The organism is Variovorax sp. 01N429, assembly GCF_056399425.1.
In genome coordinates, this window is sequence record NZ_JBFTRG010000013.1 from 62,525 (window position 1) to 82,461 (window position 19,937).

The window sequence follows — 19,937 nt, forward strand, 5'->3', positions numbered from 1 at the left end:
CCGGAACAAGGTGAAACAAGCGAAGTCGGGTTTATCCCGTAGGCGCGCCCGTGTAGTGGCTTTTACCGTTGCCAGCCAACCTGGAGGAGACAAGCCCATGATGCGCAATGCGATACGTAGTGCCTGCTTTGTAGCCGCGTGTGCCGCGCTTCTCGCGCAGACGCCGTCCTGGGGTCGGGACGACCACGACGATCGCAGCGATCACGGCGATCACGGCAATCGCCCGGACCGTGCCGACATTGCCCGGCGCACCCACTTCGGCAAGATCGTTGGCGTGGACGACTCCAGCAACACCGGGACGCTCGCATGGAAGGGCGTGCCCTTTGCCAAGCCGCCAGTGGGCGACCTGCGCTGGAAGGCTCCGGTCGATCCCGATCCATGGAAGAAGCCCAAGGCGACCCAGCAGTTTGCCAATGCGTGCGCGCAATACGGCCGCATCTACGGCCCGGGCGTCAACAACCGCTACGACGCGACCATCGGCACCACGCTGAACCAGGCCGTGGGCAACGAGGATTGCCTCTACCTCAACATCTGGCGTCCGGCGAATGACCGGGACGACTTGCCCGTCATCGTCTTCGTCCACGGCGGAAGCGACGTGTCGGGCTATACGGCCGACCCGGTCTACGACGGCGCTGCGCTCGCCAAGGCGGCGCAGGCGGTCGTCGTCACGGTGAACTACCGGCTCGGCATCTTCGGCTTCCTCGACGTGCCGCAACTCAAGTCGGGCACCCAGCCGGAGGAAGACTCTGGCAACTTCGCCTTGCTCGACATCGTCAAGGCGCTTGAATTCATTCGAAGCGACATCGATGAATTCGGCGGTGATCCACGCAACGTCACATTGATGGGACAGTCAGCGGGGGCCATCAACGTCTATGCGCTCCTGGCTTCGCCCGTGGTCACGAACGCGCGCCACAAGCTCTTCCACCGCGCGGTGCCGCTCAGCGGCGGACTGTCGCTTGCCACGGACCTGCCTCCCGGCAGTATCCCGACGCTGAGCCCAGAGCCGGTGTATCTCGCCCAGGGCAATGCCCTGCTCACGAACCAGCTTATTGCCGACGGGCTCGCCAGCGACGCCGCCTCCGCCGCCGCCTATGTGGCCAGCCAACCGCCCGCGCAGATCGCAGCCTATCTGCGCTCCAAGAGCCCCGCGACGCTGTTCGGCACGCTGCTCACCAAGCTCGCGCCGCTCGGGCTCGCAGGCTCCGGCCCCATCCCCGACGGCGCCGTCCTGCCCGTCGATCCCATCGCCGCCATTCGCGCCGGGAACTATCTGCGGGTGCCCGTGCTCGCGGGCAACACTCGCGACGAGGCGAAGCTGTTCCCGACCTTCCTTGCGCTGTCCCCCGCGCTCGGCGGCGTCAGCGGCCGGCTCGTGAGCGATGCAACTTTGTTCTCGACCCAGTTCAGCTACAACCCCGACGCACCGCCCGCGGTGAGCATCGGCCAGTGGATTCCGGCGCAATACCTTCCGGTGACGACGCCCGTCACGGGCTTCAACGCAAAGACGGACTTGCTGAACCAGATCTTCTTCATCGCCAGCCGCGACAACATGCTCAACACGCTGAAAGCGCAGCAGCACGAGGTCTGGTATTACCGCTTCGACTGGGACCAGGAGCCGGCGCCCTGGAACGACATCTATGGCGCGGCGCACGCTTTTGACTTGCCGTTCATCTTCGGCACTTTCGGGCCCTCGCTCTTCTCGAACATCGCGAACTCGACCGCGAACAAACCGGGGCGGCTGCAACTGTCCGAAGCAATGATGAAAAGCCTGGGCGCCTTCGCCCGCCGAGGCGACCCGAACGCGCAGGTGCTGGGCGTCACCTGGCAACCGTGGCCTTCGATGCTTCTCTTCGACGCGACGGCGACCAGCAAGGCGATTTCCGTACAGTAGCGCAGGGGCCCAGGGTCCATTGAACCGTTTCCTCGTGGGCTGGAATGAACCGTTCCAACCCACGAGAAGCGCATGGGCCCACGAACACGTCCCACGAAGGCAGGCTGCCCCGTCCCGGAGCACGAGGAGTACAGTGCGCTGGAGCCCCTCTCTCATGAGCTTCCGATGCCGAGCATGCCCCTCGATGCCATCCGCACGCAGGCCGAGGAAGCGTCCTTGGCCGAGCGCGCGGAGGTGGGCTTGCTTGCCCGAACGACCAGGGGCGACCTGCAGGCTTTCGAGCAGCTTTATCGCGCCTATCACCCGCGCCTCACGCGCTTTCTCGATCGCCTGACGCGCCGCCCCGGCCTCGTCGAAGAAGTCCTCAACGACACGATGCTGGTGGTCTGGAACCGCGCCGCGACCTACAACGGCCGCAGCAAGGTGTCGACCTGGATCTTTGCGATCGGCTATCGCAAGGCCATGAAAGCGTTGAGCCGGCTGGATGAGCCCATTTCGGAAGAAGGCGACGACGATCAGCCGGCGCCGGCGGAGGCCAATCCCGAGTACCGCGCCGCGCAGTCGCAGATTCGCGAAGTGCTGGCACAGGCCATGGACCAGCTCTCGTTCGAGCAGCGCGCGGTCGTCCACCTGACCTACTTCCACGGCATCGGTTGCCGCGAAATCAGCGAGATCGTCGACTGCCCCGTGGACACCGTGAAGACGCGCATGTTCCATGCCCGTCGCAGATTGAAGAACCTGCTCGTCGGTCGATTGGAGGATTGGCTGTGAGCGGGCGCGTCGTTCCCCTCGGCACGGACGTGCATCAGAAGGTGCAGGCGCTGCTGCCGTGGTATGTCCGCACCGGCGCAAGCCCCGGCGAAGAAGATCGACAAGCCAGGGACGAACGCGCCTGCGTCGAAGCGCACGTCGCCGAATGCGCGCGCTGCCAGGCCGAACTGGCCTGGGAAAGGGAGATTCAGGCCGCCTGCGCCAGTTCGGAACCTCCGCCCATCGGCAACGCCGACCACGGATTCGCGCTATTGCGCGAGCGCATCGCCGCCGATGCATCGCCACCACGACGCCAGGGACTGCTGGCGCGCCTGAAGGCGCACTGGCGGGACACTCCCGTGTTGACTCGTTGGGCGCTTGCCGGTCAATGCGCGCTTGTCGCGGCGTTGAGCGGCGTGCTCGTGATGGCCGTGGTCCCGGAACAGCGCTTCCGGGCACTCGGCGGACCCGCGCCGCGTGGCGCCGCCACTCATGGCAACCTGATCGTGCGCTTCCGACCCGAGGCCACGGAGCAGCAAATGCGACGCGTGCTGCGCGAAAGCGAAGCCCGGTTGGTCTATGGGCCGACCGCCACCGATGCCTACCTGCTGGCGGTGCCGGCCGGCCTCGAAACAGCGGCGGTCAACCGTATGCGCAAGGAAAGCACGGTGATGCTCGTCGAGTCGCTCGATGGCCGGGCGCCGCCATGAAGCGCCTTCTCGTGGTGCTGGCATGGCTGCTTTCCCTCGCCGCAGTCCAGCCGCTCGCGGTAGCCGCGCCGACCGAGCCGACCGTCACGACGCCCGCTCCCGATCAGCAAGTGTTGCTGCTGTTGCGCCTTCCGCCGGAGCACTATCGGCCCGAGAGCGCCTATTCAGGCGGCTACGGCGACGGCCCGGCGCACGGTGCGCGGCGCCGCGTGGCTGCAGCGCTCGCACGCGAACATGGCCTGACACTGATCACCGACTGGGCGATGCCGCTGCTGGGTGTGGACTGCTTCGTGATCGCCGTGCCGGACGGCCAATCGCCCGAACGCGTCGCGCAGGACTTGTCGCGCGATCCACGCGTGGCCTGGGCGCAGCCGATGAACGTCTTCCAGGCACAGGCGGGCCACGACGACCCGCTGTACCCGCTTCAACCGGTAGCGCAAGCCTGGCACCTTCAAGACCTGCACGAGATCTCCACCGGCCGACAAGTGCGCATCGCCGTGGTCGACAGCGGCGTCGACGAACTGCACCCCGACCTGGTCGGCCAGGTGGTGCTCAGAGAGAACTTCGTCGTCGGCCGCCGTGACGTCGCCGAGGACCATGGAACGGCGGTGGCGGGCATCATCGCCGCGCGCGCAGACAACGGCGTCGGCATCGTCGGCATCGCGCCGAACGCACGTCTGCTTGCCTTGCGCGCATGCTGGCAGCAAAGCAGCGACAGCACCTTGTGTACGAGCCTGAGCCTCGCGATGGCGCTTCACTTCGCCATCACGCACGATGCCTCGGTCATCAACCTGAGCCTCAGCGGGCCGCGCGATCGCCTGCTCGACAGGCTGCTCGATGTCGCGCTCTCGCGCAGCATCAGCGTGATCGGCGCCTTCGACCGGAAGTTGCCCGACGGCGGATTTCCGGCATCGCACGCGGGCGTCGTGGCAGTCGCCGACGACACCGGCGAGCCTGCACTGCGCGGCACGCTGGTCGCCCCCGGTCGCGACGTGCCAACCACCCTGCCGGGTGGCCGCTGGAATCTCGTGTCCGGTTCATCGTATGCCGCAGCCCACGTGACGGGCTTGTTCGCCCTGATGCGCGAACGATCGCCGGCACCGGCAGCGGCGCCTTCCTTCGCCAGCGTCGTCGCCTTCCCCGGCGGAGACATCGACGCTTGTGCCACACTGGCACGCGTCGCAGGCGATGCTGCCTGCGTCCGCACCGTGACGCGATCCACGACACCCTTCAACATGCGTCAGTGACATGCCGACCGCCGGTCTGCGTGCCGCGCTCTGCCCCTCGCTCTTCCTCGCCTGCGGCGTCGCTTTCGCACAGGTCGGTGCAAGCGTCGCGCTCCTCTCCGACTATCGCTATCGCGGCATTTCGCTCAGCGACGAGCGGCCGACCCTTCTCCTGAGCGCCGCCTATGACGATCCGGGCGGCTGGTTCGGCGGCGGGTCGCTGACTGAAGTGATGCTGTATCGGCCGCGCTGGCAAGTGCAGGCGCTCGGCTATGCGGGGTACGCGAGCCGGCTTTCGGATCGCTTCGGCTGGGAAGCGGGTGTGACCGGCGTTCACTTCGGCACCGACTCGCGCTACGACTACTACGAGGTGTTCGCTGGGCTGAATGGCGAGAGATGGAACATGCGGGCGCACTACTCGCCCGACTATTTCGGCAGCGGCGCGCGTACGGTGTATGGCGAATTCAACGTGGGCGTGCCTCTTTCAGCCCTGATGCGCGCAACGGCGCACGTCGGCGCGCTGATGCGAGTCGGCGGCACCCGCACCGAAGACGCCAACGCGAGCTTCGATGCAAGCCTGGGGGCCGCCGTCGCGCGCGACGCGTGGGAAGTGCAGCTCGCCTGGGTGGCAGGCGGCCGCAGCGCCGTCTACCCGACTGCCTATGGACGCGCATCGCGCGGTGCGCTGGTGCTGAGCGCTTCGCTCGCCTTTTGAACGATGGCGGCATGAACCTTTCGGCGCCGGCCCGGAATACACCGAGCCCCGTCCCAAAGGAGATGCGCAATGAGAGCCAATCGCCTGAAGTTGTACGGTCTCGCCTGTGCGAGCGCGTTCCTGCTGGCCGCCTGCGGAGGCGGTGGTGGCTACTCTGGCAGCCCGTTCGTGCCAGGCGCCGGATCAGGGATGGGCACCGGCACCGCAACCGGCATGGGCCCAACCACCGGCATGAGCTATGCCGCGACCAACCTCGTGTCCGATCTCTCCGCGGCCAACAACCTGTACGGCAGCTCGAGCAGCGATGCACGCCTTGTCAACGCATGGGGCGTGGCCTTCAACCCCAAGGGATTCGCCTGGGTCGCGAACAATGGCTCATCGACCTCCACCCTCTACGACGGCAACGGCGTTGCGCAATCGCTGGTCGTATCGATACCGCCAGGCGCTGCCGGCAATGCGATGCCGACCGGCATTGTCTTCAACGGCCACCAGAACTTCATGGTCACGCAAAACGGCGTCACCGGCGCGAGCGCCTTTATCTTCGCGGGACAAGGCGGCACCTTGTCCGGCTGGTCGCCCAGTGTCGATATGACTCACGCGGTCACGGTTTTCGACAGCGGACCCGCGGGCGCGGTCTACACGGGCCTGGCCATCGCCAGCCAAGGCTCCGCGGACTTTCTGTACGCAGCGGATTTCCGCCACGCGAGAGTCGACATGTTCGATTCGACCTTCAAGCAGACCCGCGTCGCGGGCACCTTCGTCGACCCGGCATTGCCGGCCGGTTACGCGCCATTCGGCGTCCAGGCGATCAATAGCCTGATCTACGTGAGCTATGCCATGCAGGACGCGCAAGCGGCCAACCCCATCGCGGGAGCCGGTCTTGGAGCCATCGACGTCTTCGACACTGCCGGCCGGCTCGTCAGCCGCCTCGTTCCGCCGGGCGGCCCGGTCAACGCGCCATGGGGCATGGCGATGGCGCCGGCCGACTTCGGTCCCTTCAGCAACGCTTTGCTCGTTGCCAATGCCGGTGACGGGACGATCAATGCGTTCAACGCGACCAACGGTGCGTTCATGGGGACGCTCTCGACAGCGGCAGGAAGCCCTGTCGTCGTTGATGGCTTGAAAGGCATTGCCTTCGGCAATGGCATCGACAACCAGCCCACGAACACACTATTCTTTGCCGCAGGCCCCGGCGGAGGAAGCCATGGCGTCTATGGCCGCATCGACAACCGTTGAATCTCGTGTTGTGAAGGAGAAACTCACCATGAAACATGCAGTCGTGATGTTGATTTCCAGCCTGTCCTTGGCCTTCAGCCTTTCCGCGCTGGCGGCCGGTGGTGGTGGCGGCGGCGGAGGAGGCGGTGGTGGTGGGGGCAGCGAAGCCGTCAACGTCAACCCGGACCCGGACTTCCGTGCAGGAATGGCGGCGGTCGGCAAGGAGGACTGGCAGCAGGTCCAGACCCACATGACCGCCTACGTCGCGCGCAGTCCCGGCGACGCCGACGCGTGGAACGAGCTGGGCCATGCGCAACGCAAGCTGGGCAATACCGAGGGCGCGCTGAGTTCCTACGACAAGGCGCTGAAGATCAACCCGAAGCACAGGGGCGCGCACGAATACCTCGGCGAGGCCTATCTACAGATGGGTGACCTCGCACGGGCCGAGCAGGAACTCAAGGTGCTCGACAAGCTCTGCTTTCTCCCGTGCGAAGAGTTCACTGACCTGAAGGGCGAGATCGCGAAGTACCGGAGCCAGCGCGCGGCGAAGACCGGGACGTGATGCTTCCACTGCTCACGGCGACAGTCGGGGTACCGACGGACAAGACCGCAAACTTGCCGGTGCCGAGGACCTCGTGCAGTCGCTGCGGCGGCGTTCATCGCGTCCTGCATGCCGGTGTTCATGCCTTGACCACCGGCCGGACTGTGCACATGCAACGACGCGAAAGCGACCATGTCCGATCGGGAAGAACACCAGCGGGCTGCCCCGCGCCGATGATGAGGACCTGAGGGTTCATTGCATGTACTTGCTTGAGGCGCAGACAGCTTGCTCGGCTTGAGGGTTTACCCCAGCCATCCGCAACCCCGGCACTCGTTCGGGCCAGCTTCGGGTTAGCGAGAGCATCCTGTCACGCAGGCGAAGGCGTATCGTCCGTGGCAGGATTAAATTCGCGGCCAACGACACGAGTGAGGAGGCGGCGACGCGGAAACCGGAGAACAGGGCCGGGCGCGATCGCCACAGACAGTGAATAAGCTTCGAATCACTGGCCCTGGAGGGGCTCGGTACTGCCTGGGCGACCCGATGCTGGTCCTGGACGGGGAGGTCCTGGTTTGCACTGTCGACCCGGTGCCAGTCAGTTCGTCCGGCAACGAGATATGGGTCGAGCATTTCACGCCGCCCTTGTTCAGCCTGGAAGAAAGCCGGCATCTCAGCCGGCTCATCTTTCTCGAAATCTGCGCCTTCGTCGCCGAACAGGTCCAGCAGGTGCAGGCGGTGTCTTTTGCGTTCTCGCGCCCGGCGGGGCTTCTGTCGAACCCTTCGGCGGATCGCGTGGAGACCATGCACCGCATCGGCATCGAGAACGTTCAGGTCTCGCCGAAGCCATGTGCCATCCCTGGGCACTTCGTGGTCAGCGGCACCTGGCACTACAGCGAGCGCAACCTGGCGGCCCTGAACGAGGTACTTGCGGAGCTGCGTGGGCTGTACCGCGATCGGCCGATCGGCACCGATCCGGAGGGCAGCGCGCGCGCGATCAAGCGTCTCGTCGCGCGCTGGCGCAAGCAGTAGCGGCCCCGGCCGCTAGCGGCGCCCGCGCATCAGCGACAGCAATAGCGCCGTCAGGACCGCGCTGCCGGCTGCGGCATAGACCACGGCCTTCATCGGCTCGTCGGAGGCGAACTGCATGCCGCGCTGTTTCAGGTCGACCGCCTGCCCCTTCATGCTGTCGATCTTCTTGCCGGCCGCGTTGACGGCGTCCTTCGCATAGGCCTTGCCGGCTTGAGCTGCCGCGCTCGCCTTGGCCTGGGCATCTTGCAAGTAGCCCTGAGCCGCGTCCGCGGCCTTGCGGCCCATGCTGTCGGCGTCTTCCGTTGCCCGGCGAACGGGGTCCTCTTGAGTACCGGCTGCGCCCGTGGTCCCCATGGTCTCTGAGCGCGTGTTCGATGAATTGCTTTCCATGATGTCGTCCTGGTTGTGAGTGTGTGAGCGGCGGTCGTGCACGGTTGTGTATCGCTTCGTTAGCGCCGCTGATTGATCAGCCGTCATGCCCTGCCCGTGTAGGCGCCGGCTCGCTTGGATGTGCATGGGCCGGCCTCCGCGCACGGCGCGCGAGGCGCCTACGCCGATGCGGGTCGAGGGCTCACGCCCGTTGGCGGCTCGATGCGCTATTGCTGTTGAAAAGTGTTGCAATCCAATGGAAGAGCACTGTGATGACCATCAGCTTCGCACATCTTCAAAAACATCTTCAAAACCAGAACGGACTGGCGTTCGCGCCATTGTTCTTCGCCATGACGCTGGCGTTCGCCCAGCAACCGCCCGCGCCGGGAGCGCCATCGCAGCCCGCCGAGATCTCGAAGGAATCGCCTGCTCCGGCCCCGCAGCGGGCCAAGGACGCGGCGGCGCCAAAGGCGCCGGCATTGGAAACCCATCCGAGTCCGGCTGCAGCAGCCAACGCGCAACGTGCCGCGCGCCAACCGTACGATCCGGCCCATGCCGAGCCCAAGGAACCCGGCCCCTCCGACCCTGAACCGATCACGCATCCGGACAAGGCGCCTTCGCCAACGCCGCCGCGCTGACAACGACCTACTGTGAGGGCGCAATGCCTTGCATCAGCAGTGACAGCGCCTTCTGCACGCCCTGCGAAGACAGCGCTTCGCCCTTGTCGTAGCCCAGCCGCACGACCACGAGGTCATGCGAGGGAACGATGATCACCACCTGCCCGCCTGCTCCGAGCATGTAGTAGGCCGACGCGGGCACGGGCCACTGCCCCATTCCGTTGATCCAGAAGAAGCCGCCGTAGATGGGCCGCTTGTCGGCCGCCCACGCCGGCGCGACGGTGCTCACGAACTTGACGAATCCTTCGGGCAGGATGCGCTCGCCGTTCCACACGCCGTCCTGCAGATACAGATTGCCCAGGCGCGCCCAATCGCGTGCGGACATGAAGTCGTGGCCTTGCGTGAGGAAATTGCCGTAGGGGTCGGGTTCAATGCTCATCGAGCGCACGCCGATCTTGTCGAAGAGCGCGCGTTGCGGAAATGACAGGTAGTCCTCGCCGCGCGCTTCGACAGCAAGCCGGATCAGGTAGTTGGCCAGCACAGGATCGGTGTTGCGATAGCGGCCGATGGTGTTGGGCGGCCATTGCTGCGGTCGAGTTGCCGCGTAGTTGAAGGCGTCAATGCGGCCCGTGTAGAAATAGATGTGATCGGGGTAGGTGCCGTTCGGGTCGAAGTCCGGATCGTTGGGCGCCTTGATGCGCAGGCCGCTCGACATGTGCAGCAGGTCCGAGATGCGGATCTGCTGGCGCTTGTCGCCGGGGGCTTGCCATTCGGGAATGGGCGCGGGCTGGTCCAGCGTATAGACCCCCTGCTTAATGAGAATGCCCATCAGAGTGGCCGTGACGCTCTTGCCCATCGACCAGGATTCGAGCGGCGTCGTCGCAGTCGCGCCGTTCGCGTAGCGCTCGCCGATGATGCGTCCCTTATAGGTCACGACGAAAGCGGTGGTGTATGCGCCCGACGCCTCGAAGGGCGCGGCCATCGCCTGATCGACCTTCGCCGTGTCGATGCCCGTGGCGCGGTCGGTCGGCAGCACGTCGCCCATCGGCCACGGCTGCGTGGCGGGATCGGGCAGCGCGCTGGTCACGGTCTCGGGCTTGAAGGACACCTCCCTCGCGCCCGGCGCCAGCGTCACGCATCCCTGCGAGCCGTAATACCTGGCGGTCAGCGTCTTGCCGTTGGGCATGGTGATGCGCACTTCCTTGTTGGCGCGGTCGACCACCGGCTTTCCCACCTTGCTGCGCTGCGCATAAGGCCCGGTGAAATACCCGGTGGCTTCGGCAGCCACATCCGGATCCATGCCGGTGATGAAGACGTTGGAACACACCGTCTTGGCGAACCCGGCGGTGTTGTGCTCCAGCGGATCGCCCGGCGGCGGAACGTAGGGCGTGTCGATCTCGAAACTCCGGGCGCGTGCGATCAACGCGTCGCGCGCGGGCAGTTGGGAAGCGGTCGCTCCTGACCCGGCGGATCCCGCGCCAGCGAGCCCGCCGCCTCCTCCTCCACCACCACCTCCGCACGAAACCAACGCCAGCGCCATCAGCGCCCCTGCCATCGCCGCGAGTGCGATGCGCACCGGCCTTTTCATGAGCTTCTCCTTTTTGTTTCGACCGTGAGTCTCCACGACAACCGGGACATTGCTTCAGCGGAGGACTCAGGGTTTGCCCTCGCGGGCAGGGCCCTTGAGCAACACGCCCGCACCGGGGCTCGTTCAGCGCCTTCTGAGACGGGGGCGTGTCATCGTGCTTACATCGCGGCGTCACGGTCCGCGCCTAGTCTTGGCACGCCCAAGTTATGGAGTACCCCACTATGAACCCGTGGTTTGTCCTGCGCGCACCTGTCGCGCTTTCGATCCTGGCGTGCGCCCTGACCGCTTGTGGCGGCGATGGCGGCGGCAGCGCCCTTGGCGGAGCAACCGCTGCGACCGGCACCACCGCCAGCAGCAGCACGCCGAGCAAGACCGATTCCGCCGCTTCCTCATCCGACACCAGCCAGCCGAACGTCAGCTACGCCCCCTGACCCTCGCGCCATCACTCCCAAAGAAATCCAAGTCAAACACATGACGACACGACGCAAGTTCCTGCAAAGCACCACTGGCACCGGCATTGCCGCCGCTACCTTGGCGACCTTTCCGCCCAGCATCCGCCGCGCGTTGGCCATCCCTGCACACCACGAGACGGGCACCGTCAAGGATGTGAAGCACGTCGTGCTGCTGATGCAGGAGAACCGGTCCTTCGACAGCTACTTCGGCACCTTCAAGGGCGTGCGCGGCTTCGGCGACCGCTTTGCAGTCCCGTCGCCCAACGGCAAGAACGTCTTTTCGCAGACCTATACGAAGACGACGCCGCCCAGCACCTTCGTGCCCTATCACCTCGATGCGAGCAAAGGCAATGCACAGCGCGCCGGCAGCACGCCGCACTCCTGGTCCGACTCGCAGGCGGCATGGGACCACGGCCGCATGTACAAATGGCCCGATGCCAAGGGCCAATTGGCCATGGGCTACTACGAGACTGCGGAAGTCCCCTTCCAGCGTGCGCTGGCGGATGCCTTCACGCTGTGCGACCACTACCACTGCGGCATGCACACGGGCACGATCGCGAACCGGCTCTTCTACTGGAGCGGCACCAATGGCCCCAACGGCATCAGTCCGATCGATGGCAGCAAGGTCCGCGTCGCCGGGTTGAACAACCAGTTCAACGGTGGCAACGACATCGGCGCCTCGACGGCCGGCTGGACGTGGACCACCTATGCCGATCGCCTGGAGAAGGCCGGCGTGAGCTGGAAGGTCTACCAGAGCCTGATCGACAACTACGGCTGCAACGAGATGATGGGCTTTCGCCATTGGCGCGCCGCCATCGAGCAGATGCCGCCGGCGCGCCGTCCGGTTTACGTCGCGGCAACGGACATCACGCAGCCCGTCACCGCGGCCGGCCCGTTTTACGACCCCGTGGTCGACGACGCGCTCAGCCCGCTCGCCAAGGGTTTCGGCAACACCATGCCGTATGGCTTTCTCGAAACCTTTCGCGAAGACATCAAGAACGGCACGCTGCCGGCGGTGTCCTGGATCATTTCACCTTCCGCCTACAGCGAACATCCCGGACCGTCGAGTCCGGCAAAGGGCGGCTGGTACGTGCAGCAAGTGCTGGACGCACTGACCGCCAATCCGGAGGTCTGGAGCAAGACCGTGCTGCTGGTCAACTTCGACGAGAACGACGGCTTCTTCGACCACCTGCCCTCGCCTGCGGTGCCCTCGCGCAATGCCGATGGTTCCTTGTCCGGCGCGCACACGTTCGCGGAGGCGGACGTGGCGGTCGAATATCACGACTTCGCGCCAGCGACCACGAGCCAGCCCGCAGCCGACGGACGGCCCTATGGTCCAGGGCCGCGCGTGCCGATGTGGGTGGTCTCGCCCTGGAGCCGCGGCGGCTGGGTCAACTCGCAAGTCTCGGATCACACTTCGACGCTGCTCTTTCTCGAGAAGTGCTTCGGCGTGGTCGAGCCGCAGATCAGCAACTATCGCCGCGCGATCTGCGGCGATCTCACCAGCGCCTTCAACTTCGAACGGCCCAACGACGAGCCGCTGCCCACGCTGGCCGGACGCAAGACCAAGGAAGAAGCCGATGCGCTGACTGCCGAACAGCAGGCACTGCCGAAGATCGTGCCGCCGGCCGACCCCACACTGCCGGCGCAGGCCAGCGGCGTGCGCCCTTCGCGCGCGCTGCCGTATGAGCTGCACACGAGCGCGCGCAGCGATTCGGCCAATGGCCGGATCCAATTGCTCTTTGCCAACAGCGGGCGCGCTGCCGCCGTTTTCCACGTCTACGACAAGCTGCACCTGTCGGACCGCCTGCCGCGCCGTTACGCAGTCGAAGCCGGCAAGCAACTCAACGACTACTGGAGCGCGATGACCGACAACGCGGGCCTGTACGACCTGTGGGTGCTCGGCCCCAACGGTTTCCATCGCGAGTTCAAGGGCGACTTGAATGCACTGCGCGCGGCAGGCGCGCCGGCGCCCGAGATCCGCGTGGGCTACGACACGCGAAGCGGCAACATCCACCTGCAGCTGCGCAATGATGGCCGGCGCGATTGCCGCTTTACCGTCAAGCCGAACAAGGCCTATGCCCGGCCACAGGTCCTGGGCCCCGGCGGCGGGAGGGACGACCGCGGCGACCGTCACGATAACAAGGGCCACGGGCACAACAATCATGACGACCACGACGACCACGACGATCACGGTAACCACGGCGGAATCGGCACCAACCCCGACGGTTCATGGAGCGTTCGAGTCAAGGGCGGCGATGACGCCGGCATGCGCTGGAGCCTGGACGACAGCGGCCAGTGGTATGACTTCGTGGTGACCTGCGATGCGGACGCCAGCTTCTACCGGCGCTTCGCGGGCCGTGTCGAAACCGGACGTCACCTAGTGAGCGATCCAGCCATGGGGCTTGCAGACCGCTTCTGAGCGGCAACGCCGCCACGCCCGCGTGGTTGCAGCTCAGCGTGCCCGAATGACGTCGGAGACGACGCCGTTCTCGTTGACGGTGCAATTCACGTTGGGCTTGCCAGGGCCGATGCCGAGCGTCACGACGTAGAACCCATCGTTCATGGTCTGTGCATCGGTGATGGGTGTCACGCTTTCCTTGGGCACCTTGTACTCGCGGGACACGGCGTCGATGCAACTCGTGCGTGACACCAAGGGCGACATGAAGCCGCCGACGAGAGGCGGCAGGGGTTTGTAGTTGGCGCAACCGCTCGCAACTGTGATGAAGGCGATGACCGCCAGTGATGAACGACTGCGAACCCACATGCTGACTCCTTGGTATGCCGGCCGCTCCGGCGGAATGGTTTGCCGATGGCTCACTGGAAGGTGAAGTCGACGGCCTTCGGTGCGCCATCGATCGCCACGCGCTGCGACTTGGTCTTGCCCAGCGCTTGTCCTTCGACGGTGTAGCTGCCGTTCGGCAGCTTGACCAGGCAGATGGGTCCGGTCGAAGGAACACTCAGGACGCTGGCACCCTTGGCATCCTTGATCGTCAGATTGACGGAAGCCATGTATTCGCCATTGGACGATGCAAAAAGCAGCGACAGCGGATAGTCCTTCCGCGCAGCAAGCATCGCCTTGGAAGATCCCAGTCCGATGCCGCCACATGTGAAGCTCGCCGTGCCTTGTGTTTGGAGGGGCGGTATTGCAGGCGCATCCTGCGCCGGCACGGTGACTGACGCACAGGTCAAGACAACAGCGGCAATGGGAAGGGTCAAGAATGAAAGACGCATGCCAGTCTCCTTGAATTGAGGTGGGGTGTCGGACCGCTGCGTAGATTCTCAAAAAGCGGGGCCAGTTGCGCCATCCCGGCGCCCACCTAGCCGCACGTACGTGGCAATCACCCGAGGCCCACATAGACGCCGCGAACCAGCAACGCCGCCATGGCGGCCATGGTCAGGCCGACGAGCGCGTCCAGCACTTGCCATGCCTTGGGTCGCCTGAACATCGGAGCCAGCCAGCGCGCCCCGTAGCCCAGGAGCCCGAACCAGAACAAGCTGGCCACGCTCGCGCCGGCCACGAACCATCCGCGCATCGATGCCGGCTGCTGGGCTCCGATGCTGCCCACCAGCAGCATCGTGTCCAGGTAGACGTGTGGGTTCAGCAACGTGAATGCGGCCGCCTGCGCCATCGCGGCAGCCCGCCCGAGGCGCACGCCCCCTTCGGATGGCAACAACGCGTGCGCGTGTCGCGCGCGGCGCAATGCCTGCAGGCCGTAAACGGCAAGGAAGGCGGCGCCGGCCAATGCCAGTGCCCGAGTCAGCCCGGGGTGGTCACCCAGCGCGCGCGCCATGCCCGAAACCCCGGCGACGATCAGTACGCCGTCGGCCAATGCACAGAACAACACGATGCTGCCCACATGCTCGCGCCGCAGTCCCTGGCGCAAGACGAAAGCGTTTTGCGCGCCGATGGCAACGATGAGTCCCAGGCTCAGGAAGAGACCTTGCGCGAAAGCCGAGGACGCAAGCGAAGCGGAGTCAGAAAAGTTCAACATCAGGGAATCTTGCCTCCATGCATCAATGAAGACAAACTATCTTTACTAACGTCAATTTAGGATTGCTAATTTCATGCTGGACTATTCAGCGCTTTCGGCACTCGCTGCCGTCGTACGCGAAGGCAGCTTCGAACGCGCGGCCCGCGCGCTGCACGTGACGCCATCGGCCGTGTCGCAACGCATCCGGCTGCTGGAAGAGCGCGTCGGTTGCGCCCTGGTGGTGCGTGATCAGCCCTGCCGCGCCACGGAAACGGGTCGGCGCCTGTGCCAGCACGTCGATCGCGTCCGCCTGATGGAGCAGGAACTCGAAGGCGCCGTCGCGGCACTGGCGCCGGAGGGAGTCACGCGGGTGCCGCTGCCGGTGGCGGTGAATGCCGACAGCCTGGCGACCTGGTTCGCTCCTGCCGTGGCCGCCTTCGCCGCCGAAGCGCCGGTGCTCATGGAAATCGCCATCGACGACCAGGACCACACGGCCGAATGGCTGCGCAGCGGCACCGTGCTGGCAGCCGTGACCGGCACCGCGCGCCCTGCGGTCGGCTGCGACAGCCGTCCATTGGGATCGATGCGGTACGTGGCTGCCGCCACCCCTGCCTTTATGGGTCGTCATTTCGCGGATGGCGTGGGAGCCGGCAGCCTCGCGCGCGCGCCCAGCCTGGTGTTCAATGCCAAGGACGAACTGCAAGCACAGTGGGCGCGCCGCCTTTGCCATCGCCATGTCGAACTGCCCCGTCATACCTTGCCGTCCACGCAGGCTTTCGTGACCGCGACGCTGGGCGGCATGGGTTGGGGCCTGCACCCTCGGGCGCTGATTGCGCCGCACCTCAAGAACGGCTCGCTCGTGGAGCTCGTCCCCAAAACCCCGCTCGACGTCCCCTTGCACTGGCAGCAGGCCCGCGCAGCGTCCGCCCTTCTCGATGGACTCACGCGCCAACTGGTCGCGGCCGCGCAGCGCGCCCTCTTGCCGCACCAGTGAGCGAGTCTCCGGCGGGAGTCATGCGACATACTTCGGCTCGCATTTTTCGCTTTCGCCCATGTCACTCGCGCTGCTGCTCCTGCAACTCACCGTCATCCTGATCGTCGCCCGCGGATGCGGCCTCTTGCTCCGTGCCTTCGGGCAGCCGATGGTCATCGGCGAAATGACGGCGGGCGTGCTTCTGGGGCCGGTGGTGCTGGGTGCGCTCTTTCCGCAATGGCATGCGCAGCTGTTTCCGCCCGCCTCGCTGCAGGGTTTGTCTTCCCTGGCATCGCTGGGTGTCGTGCTTTTCATGTTCGTGGTCGGTGTGGAGCTTCGTGCGCCAGTGGGCGTCGCCGCGCAAGTGAAGGCGGCGGGGTGGGTCGGCGTCTGCAGCATGCTGTTGCCCATGGTTCTGGGCTTGTCGATCGCCCCGGTGCTGCATCCTTCACTGGCGCCAAGCGGGTTGCCTTTCTGGCCGTTCGCGCTTTTCCTTGGGGTGTCGCTGTCGATCACGGCCTTTCCGGTGCTGGCGCGCATCCTGAAAGACCGGAACATGACGCAGACGCGGATCGGGCAATTGGCACTGGGTGCGGCGGCCGTGGTCGACTCCCTGGCCTGGGTGCTGTTGGCGCTCGTGGTCGCTTTTGCGAGTTCGCACAGCGGTTTGGAGGGCTTCGTCCGGATCAGCCTTGGCCTCGTCGGACTGGTTCTGACAATGTTCGTGGTCGTCAAACCCCTGCTGGCGAGGGCACTGCGCCTGCATGCGCCCGAAGGCGAGTCGTCTCCGATGATGCTGGCGATCCTCATGATCGGGCTGTTCATCTGCGCGATGGTCACGGAGTGGCTGCACCTGCACGCGGTGTTCGGCGCTTTCCTGTTCGGCGTGAGCCTTCCACGCGACGATCGTCTGCTGAAGCATCTGGTCGACCGGCTCGAGCCTCTGTCGGTCGTCGTGCTGATGCCCATCTTCTTCGCGTTGGCGGGCTTGGGGACCACCCCGGGCGCGTTCGCCGGCGCGGGCCTGGGAGCGCTGGCGCTGATCCTGCTGGCGGCGATGTCCGGCAAGATCGCAGGGGGCGCGGCCGGCGCTAAAGTGTGCGGCTATGGCTGGCGCGAAAGCCTCGCGACCGGCACGCTGATGAACTCTCGCGGGCTGATGGAGCTGATCGTCATCAAGGTCGGTCTGGACGCGGGCTTGATCGGCGCCGAGCTTTTCACGATGCTGCTGGTGATGGCGCTGGTGACGACCGCCGCGACCGGTCCCTTGCTCACGCTCATTGCCAGACGCAGCCACGCCCCCGTGGGCACCACGAATTGAAAGAGAAAAGAGAAGGAGACTTCGCTCATGCAGGCAAACCAGGAACAGGAACGCACTCAGGACTGCGATGTTCTCGTCATCGGCGGAGGACCAGGGGGTTCGACCATCGCCGCACTTCTCGCGCGCGAAGGACGGCGCGTGGTGCTGCTGGAGAAGGAGCATCACCCGCGTTTCCACATCGGCGAATCGCTGTTGCCGGGCAACGTCGACCTGTTCGACAAGCTGGGCGTGCGCGCCGAGGTAGAGAAGATCGGCATGCCCAAGTTCGGCATTGAATTCGTGTCGCCGGACCTCGACTACTGCAGCTACGTCGATTTTTCCGAAGGCTGGGACCCGTCCAAGGATTCGGCATGGCAGGTCCGCCGTTCGGAGCTCGACGAGTTGCTCTTCCGCAATGCCGCCAAGGAAGGCGCGCTGACGATGGAAGGCGCCAGGGTGCGCGAAGTGGATTTCGACGACAGCGGCGCGACCGTACAGGCAGTGCTCGACGACGGCGGAAAGCGCACCTGGCGCGCACGCTTCGTCGTCGATGCCAGCGGCCGCGACACGGTGCTGGCCAACAAGTTCAAGTCCAAGAAAAAGAATCCCAAGCACAACAGCACGGCGCTCTTCGGGCACTTTCGCAATGCACGGCGGCTCGAGGGCAAGCGCGAAGGCAACATCAGCATCTGCTGGTTCGACCACGGCTGGTTCTGGTTCATTCCGCTGGCCGATGGCACCACGAGCGTCGGCGCAGTGTGCTGGGCCTATTACCTGAAGGCGCGCGACAAGCCGCTGAAGGACTACTTCTTCGACACCATCGCCATGTGCCCTGAACTGCACGACCGCCTGAAGGACGCGACGCTCGTGGACGACCAGGTTCACGCGACGGGCAACTTCTCGTACTCGAGCACGCATGCCGCCGGCGACCGCTACCTGATGGTGGGGGACGCCTTCACCTTCATCGACCCGATGTTCTCGTCGGGTGTTTTCCTGGCGATGCAAAGCGCCTTCGACGGCGCCCAGCTGGTGCAGACAGCGCTCGACAGGCCGGCGAATCTACCGAGGGCGCGCGAGGAGATGGAGAAACGGATGCGCGTCGGCCCGAGCGATTATTCGTGGTTCATCTATCGCGCCACGAACCCGACCATTCGCGACATGTTCATGCACCCGCGAAACATGTTCAACGTCAAGCAGGGGCTCATGTCGCTGCTCGCCGCGGACATTCATCAGGGGCGTGGCTACCGTCGTTCGTTGTGGATGTTCAGGGCGGTCTATTACTTCGTCTCTCTGATCAACTGGCGCCGGACGTACCAAGGATGGAAGCGGCACCACTTCAATGTCCGCGACCTGGGGCTCCTGCGCGGCGAGACCATCCAGAAAGCGGACTGAACGGCGGATCAGGCCTGCCCCGAGATCCTGGCCCAGGCCGCGCGCAGCCGCCTGGCCCGGTCTTCGAAGAGGAACGAGCCGGCGAGCGTGATCAGTCCCGAGATGACGCCCGTCACGATCGCCTCGGCAAAGGGAATGTCGTAGTGATTGGCGTGCGAGTAGGCATCGCCCAGCATCGTGAGGCAGCCGACCACCACCGCATTGCCGTACCGGTTCGAATAAAGCCTGGCCGCCGGCGTGAACGTCAACAGCAAGGCGAGTATTCCAGTGGCCAAGCCGGTCTGCAGCGCGGTCGCCCAATGCGCGAGGCTCATCAGGTTGCCCCAGCTGCCCGGCATGCAGGTCATGCAGGCGCTGGTCGGCTGCCAGAAGCGCTGGACGAACAGCCTGAAGCGCAGCTTCCAACTGACGGACATCATTCGTCTCCGGTCGCTTGGGTCACTTCTTCTCCCGCGCCTTGCGCTCGAACTTGCGCCAATACTGGAATTCGTCTTCATGGACTTCGATGTCCAGTTCGGAGATCCTCGCCTGCAGGCGCTCCTGAACGTCGGCCACGGCCCGGTTGTAGATGACCGGGCCGACTTCTTCAAGAAAGAAGCCCAGGAGAGCACCGGCGGCGATGTTGCCGATGGGTTCTTCCATGTTTTCGCGGAAGTACCTCTCGATGGACACGATGGCTTCCTTGCGGGCTTCCTTGTCCAGCTCGATGGTCATGATGGTTTTTCCTACTGCAGATGCGCAAGATCGCGCACGTCCGAACGCATCGCCGCCGCGTCGGCGCCATGCAGCGGAAGGCTGACCAGCAATTCGAGGCGTCGGCGCAGGGCGTGCAGCATCTGGATGGCCGCGTGCGCGGCTTCTTCGGCGTTGTCCAGCGCCGCAATGTCCGGAAATGCCCACAAGGCGGCGGCCGGCTGCCCCGGCCAGCGCGGCTGATAGGCGAGCGTCGCCTCATCGAGCGTGATCACGAAATCGGCCCGGTGCGAGCTCGCCCGCGCCAGTTCGTCCCAACCGCGAGGGTGAACCGGCGGGACCGGCATCCCCGCGCTGGCGAGGGCCCCGAGCGCGGCCGGATGCAGCTCTCTGCTCACCTGGCCCGGCTGGCCGCAGGACAGCGCCGTGAAGCGATCACCACCCAGCTGCATGAGGCACGCTTGCGCCAGGATGCTCCGCAACGAATTGCGGCGCGACACGAATA

Annotated in this window: 22 protein-coding genes and 1 pseudogene; 14 read left to right on the plus strand and 9 right to left on the minus strand. The window is 65.4% G+C overall.

Annotated elements, in window-relative coordinates:
• The first annotated feature begins 97 nt into the window (after positions 1–97).
• From AC1DSF_RS21685 to AC1DSF_RS21715, 7 genes are all read left to right on the plus strand, one after another.
• The gene (locus AC1DSF_RS21685; RefSeq protein WP_478127689.1) at positions 98–1,891 is read left to right on the plus strand and encodes a carboxylesterase/lipase family protein; all 1,794 of its coding nucleotides are present in this window, start codon (positions 98–100) and stop codon (positions 1,889–1,891) included.
• 165 nt (positions 1,892–2,056) lie between these two features.
• Positions 2,057–2,662 carry an RNA polymerase sigma factor gene (locus AC1DSF_RS21690; RefSeq protein ID WP_478127690.1) on the plus strand — a complete coding sequence of 202 codons (606 nt, stop codon included), beginning with the start codon at positions 2,057–2,059 and terminating at the stop codon, positions 2,660–2,662.
• Positions 2,659–3,351: an anti-sigma factor gene (locus AC1DSF_RS21695; protein WP_478127691.1), complete on the plus strand. Its 693-nt coding sequence runs from the start codon at positions 2,659–2,661 to the stop codon at positions 3,349–3,351. Before AC1DSF_RS21690 ends, AC1DSF_RS21695 begins: the two co-directional genes overlap by 4 nt.
• Positions 3,348–4,598, plus strand: a complete 1,251-nt coding sequence (locus AC1DSF_RS21700; RefSeq protein ID WP_478127692.1) for a S8 family peptidase — start codon at positions 3,348–3,350, stop codon at positions 4,596–4,598. Before AC1DSF_RS21695 ends, AC1DSF_RS21700 begins: the two co-directional genes overlap by 4 nt.
• A 1-nt stretch (position 4,599) precedes the next feature.
• Positions 4,600–5,292: a TorF family putative porin gene (locus AC1DSF_RS21705; RefSeq protein WP_478127693.1), complete on the plus strand. Its 693-nt coding sequence runs from the start codon at positions 4,600–4,602 to the stop codon at positions 5,290–5,292.
• 69 nt (positions 5,293–5,361) lie between these two features.
• The gene (locus AC1DSF_RS21710) at positions 5,362–6,528 is read left to right on the plus strand and encodes a TIGR03118 family protein (protein WP_478127694.1); all 1,167 of its coding nucleotides are present in this window, start codon (positions 5,362–5,364) and stop codon (positions 6,526–6,528) included.
• A 28-nt stretch (positions 6,529–6,556) separates the two neighbouring features.
• Positions 6,557–7,069, plus strand: a complete 513-nt coding sequence (locus tag AC1DSF_RS21715) for a tetratricopeptide repeat protein (protein ID WP_478127695.1) — start codon at positions 6,557–6,559, stop codon at positions 7,067–7,069.
• An 83-nt stretch (positions 7,070–7,152) separates the two neighbouring features.
• Here the strand turns inward: AC1DSF_RS21715 and AC1DSF_RS21720 are convergent.
• Positions 7,153–7,242 (minus strand): annotated as a pseudogene (locus tag AC1DSF_RS21720) (FAD-dependent monooxygenase); the annotation flags it as partial.
• 346 nt (positions 7,243–7,588) lie between these two features.
• Here AC1DSF_RS21720 and AC1DSF_RS21725 point away from each other — a divergent pair.
• On the plus strand, positions 7,589–8,074 hold the full coding sequence (locus AC1DSF_RS21725) for a hypothetical protein (protein ID WP_478127696.1): 486 nt from the start codon (positions 7,589–7,591) through the stop codon (positions 8,072–8,074).
• 12 nt (positions 8,075–8,086) lie between these two features.
• Here the strand turns inward: AC1DSF_RS21725 and AC1DSF_RS21730 are convergent, their stop codons facing one another.
• Positions 8,087–8,464, minus strand: coding sequence for a hypothetical protein (locus AC1DSF_RS21730; protein WP_478127697.1), 378 nt, complete (start codon positions 8,462–8,464; stop codon positions 8,087–8,089).
• Positions 8,465–8,715: 251 nt separating this feature from the next.
• Between AC1DSF_RS21730 and AC1DSF_RS21735 the strand changes: the two genes are divergently transcribed.
• Positions 8,716–9,081, plus strand: coding sequence for a hypothetical protein (locus AC1DSF_RS21735; RefSeq protein ID WP_478127698.1), 366 nt, complete (start codon positions 8,716–8,718; stop codon positions 9,079–9,081).
• A gap of 7 nt (positions 9,082–9,088) precedes the next feature.
• On the opposite strand, the gene AC1DSF_RS21740 is transcribed toward AC1DSF_RS21735, so the two are convergent.
• A complete protein-coding gene (locus AC1DSF_RS21740; RefSeq protein WP_478127699.1) occupies positions 9,089–10,648 on the minus strand; it encodes a serine hydrolase domain-containing protein in 1,560 nt (519 codons plus the stop codon).
• A gap of 221 nt (positions 10,649–10,869) precedes the next feature.
• Here AC1DSF_RS21740 and AC1DSF_RS21745 point away from each other — a divergent pair, with 221 nt between their 5' ends.
• On the plus strand, positions 10,870–11,079 hold the full coding sequence (locus AC1DSF_RS21745; RefSeq protein ID WP_478127700.1) for a hypothetical protein: 210 nt from the start codon (positions 10,870–10,872) through the stop codon (positions 11,077–11,079).
• 40 nt (positions 11,080–11,119) lie between these two features.
• Positions 11,120–13,522: a phosphocholine-specific phospholipase C gene (locus AC1DSF_RS21750; protein WP_478183412.1), complete on the plus strand. Its 2,403-nt coding sequence runs from the start codon at positions 11,120–11,122 to the stop codon at positions 13,520–13,522.
• Between the two features lie 33 nt (positions 13,523–13,555).
• Here AC1DSF_RS21750 and AC1DSF_RS21755 read toward each other — a convergent pair whose 3' ends face one another.
• The 3 genes from AC1DSF_RS21755 to AC1DSF_RS21765 form a co-directional block, all read right to left on the minus strand.
• Positions 13,556–13,867, minus strand: a complete 312-nt coding sequence (locus AC1DSF_RS21755) for a hypothetical protein (RefSeq protein WP_478127702.1) — start codon at positions 13,865–13,867, stop codon at positions 13,556–13,558.
• A 50-nt stretch (positions 13,868–13,917) separates the two neighbouring features.
• A complete protein-coding gene (locus AC1DSF_RS21760) occupies positions 13,918–14,334 on the minus strand; it encodes a carboxypeptidase regulatory-like domain-containing protein (RefSeq protein ID WP_478183413.1) in 417 nt (138 codons plus the stop codon).
• Positions 14,335–14,441: 107 nt separating this feature from the next.
• On the minus strand, positions 14,442–15,095 hold the full coding sequence (locus AC1DSF_RS21765) for a LysE/ArgO family amino acid transporter (protein ID WP_478183414.1): 654 nt from the start codon (positions 15,093–15,095) through the stop codon (positions 14,442–14,444).
• 73 nt (positions 15,096–15,168) lie between these two features.
• On the opposite strand from AC1DSF_RS21765, the gene AC1DSF_RS21770 reads away from it, so the two are divergent.
• Genes AC1DSF_RS21770 through AC1DSF_RS21780 form a run of 3 tightly spaced genes read left to right on the plus strand, consistent with a single transcriptional unit; the run spans position 15,169 to position 18,739 of the window.
• Positions 15,169–16,068: a LysR family transcriptional regulator ArgP gene (locus AC1DSF_RS21770; protein WP_478127705.1), complete on the plus strand. Its 900-nt coding sequence runs from the start codon at positions 15,169–15,171 to the stop codon at positions 16,066–16,068.
• A gap of 58 nt (positions 16,069–16,126) precedes the next feature.
• The gene (locus AC1DSF_RS21775; protein ID WP_478127706.1) at positions 16,127–17,368 is read left to right on the plus strand and encodes a cation:proton antiporter domain-containing protein; all 1,242 of its coding nucleotides are present in this window, start codon (positions 16,127–16,129) and stop codon (positions 17,366–17,368) included.
• Positions 17,369–17,395: 27 nt separating this feature from the next.
• Positions 17,396–18,739 carry an NAD(P)/FAD-dependent oxidoreductase gene (locus AC1DSF_RS21780; RefSeq protein WP_478127707.1) on the plus strand — a complete coding sequence of 448 codons (1,344 nt, stop codon included), beginning with the start codon at positions 17,396–17,398 and terminating at the stop codon, positions 18,737–18,739.
• Positions 18,740–18,747: 8 nt separating this feature from the next.
• Here the strand turns inward: AC1DSF_RS21780 and AC1DSF_RS21785 are convergent, their stop codons facing one another.
• From AC1DSF_RS21785 to AC1DSF_RS21795, 3 genes are read right to left on the minus strand one after another with little or no spacing between them, the layout of a single operon-like run.
• Positions 18,748–19,155: a hypothetical protein gene (locus tag AC1DSF_RS21785; RefSeq protein WP_478127772.1), complete on the minus strand. Its 408-nt coding sequence runs from the start codon at positions 19,153–19,155 to the stop codon at positions 18,748–18,750.
• 22 nt (positions 19,156–19,177) lie between these two features.
• Positions 19,178–19,453 (minus strand): DUF2164 domain-containing protein, encoded by a 276-nt coding sequence (locus AC1DSF_RS21790; protein WP_478127708.1) that lies wholly within the window; start codon positions 19,451–19,453, stop codon positions 19,178–19,180.
• A gap of 11 nt (positions 19,454–19,464) precedes the next feature.
• Positions 19,465–19,932: a low molecular weight phosphatase family protein gene (locus AC1DSF_RS21795; RefSeq protein ID WP_478127709.1), complete on the minus strand. Its 468-nt coding sequence runs from the start codon at positions 19,930–19,932 to the stop codon at positions 19,465–19,467.
• Between the last annotated feature and the right edge of the window lie 5 nt (positions 19,933–19,937).

Coding starts and splice junctions, on each gene's coding strand:
- AC1DSF_RS21685 (WP_478127689.1), top strand. CDS start 98: ATGATGCGCAATGCGATACGTAGTGCCTGCTTTGTAGCCGCGTGTGCC.
- AC1DSF_RS21690 (WP_478127690.1), top strand. CDS start 2,057: ATGCCGAGCATGCCCCTCGATGCCATCCGCACGCAGGCCGAGGAAGCG.
- AC1DSF_RS21700 (WP_478127692.1), top strand. CDS start 3,348: ATGAAGCGCCTTCTCGTGGTGCTGGCATGGCTGCTTTCCCTCGCCGCA.
- AC1DSF_RS21705 (WP_478127693.1), top strand. CDS start 4,600: ATGCCGACCGCCGGTCTGCGTGCCGCGCTCTGCCCCTCGCTCTTCCTC.
- AC1DSF_RS21710 (WP_478127694.1), top strand. CDS start 5,362: ATGAGAGCCAATCGCCTGAAGTTGTACGGTCTCGCCTGTGCGAGCGCG.
- AC1DSF_RS21715 (WP_478127695.1), top strand. CDS start 6,557: ATGAAACATGCAGTCGTGATGTTGATTTCCAGCCTGTCCTTGGCCTTC.
- AC1DSF_RS21725 (WP_478127696.1), top strand. CDS start 7,589: ATGCTGGTCCTGGACGGGGAGGTCCTGGTTTGCACTGTCGACCCGGTG.
- AC1DSF_RS21730 (WP_478127697.1), bottom strand. CDS start 8,464: ATGGAAAGCAATTCATCGAACACGCGCTCAGAGACCATGGGGACCACG.
- AC1DSF_RS21735 (WP_478127698.1), top strand. CDS start 8,716: ATGACCATCAGCTTCGCACATCTTCAAAAACATCTTCAAAACCAGAAC.
- AC1DSF_RS21740 (WP_478127699.1), bottom strand. CDS start 10,648: ATGAAAAGGCCGGTGCGCATCGCACTCGCGGCGATGGCAGGGGCGCTG.
- AC1DSF_RS21745 (WP_478127700.1), top strand. CDS start 10,870: ATGAACCCGTGGTTTGTCCTGCGCGCACCTGTCGCGCTTTCGATCCTG.
- AC1DSF_RS21750 (WP_478183412.1), top strand. CDS start 11,120: ATGACGACACGACGCAAGTTCCTGCAAAGCACCACTGGCACCGGCATT.
- AC1DSF_RS21755 (WP_478127702.1), bottom strand. CDS start 13,867: ATGTGGGTTCGCAGTCGTTCATCACTGGCGGTCATCGCCTTCATCACA.
- AC1DSF_RS21760 (WP_478183413.1), bottom strand. CDS start 14,334: ATGCGTCTTTCATTCTTGACCCTTCCCATTGCCGCTGTTGTCTTGACC.
- AC1DSF_RS21765 (WP_478183414.1), bottom strand. CDS start 15,095: ATGTTGAACTTTTCTGACTCCGCTTCGCTTGCGTCCTCGGCTTTCGCG.
- AC1DSF_RS21770 (WP_478127705.1), top strand. CDS start 15,169: ATGCTGGACTATTCAGCGCTTTCGGCACTCGCTGCCGTCGTACGCGAA.
- AC1DSF_RS21775 (WP_478127706.1), top strand. CDS start 16,127: ATGTCACTCGCGCTGCTGCTCCTGCAACTCACCGTCATCCTGATCGTC.
- AC1DSF_RS21780 (WP_478127707.1), top strand. CDS start 17,396: ATGCAGGCAAACCAGGAACAGGAACGCACTCAGGACTGCGATGTTCTC.
- AC1DSF_RS21785 (WP_478127772.1), bottom strand. CDS start 19,155: ATGTCCGTCAGTTGGAAGCTGCGCTTCAGGCTGTTCGTCCAGCGCTTC.
- AC1DSF_RS21790 (WP_478127708.1), bottom strand. CDS start 19,453: ATGACCATCGAGCTGGACAAGGAAGCCCGCAAGGAAGCCATCGTGTCC.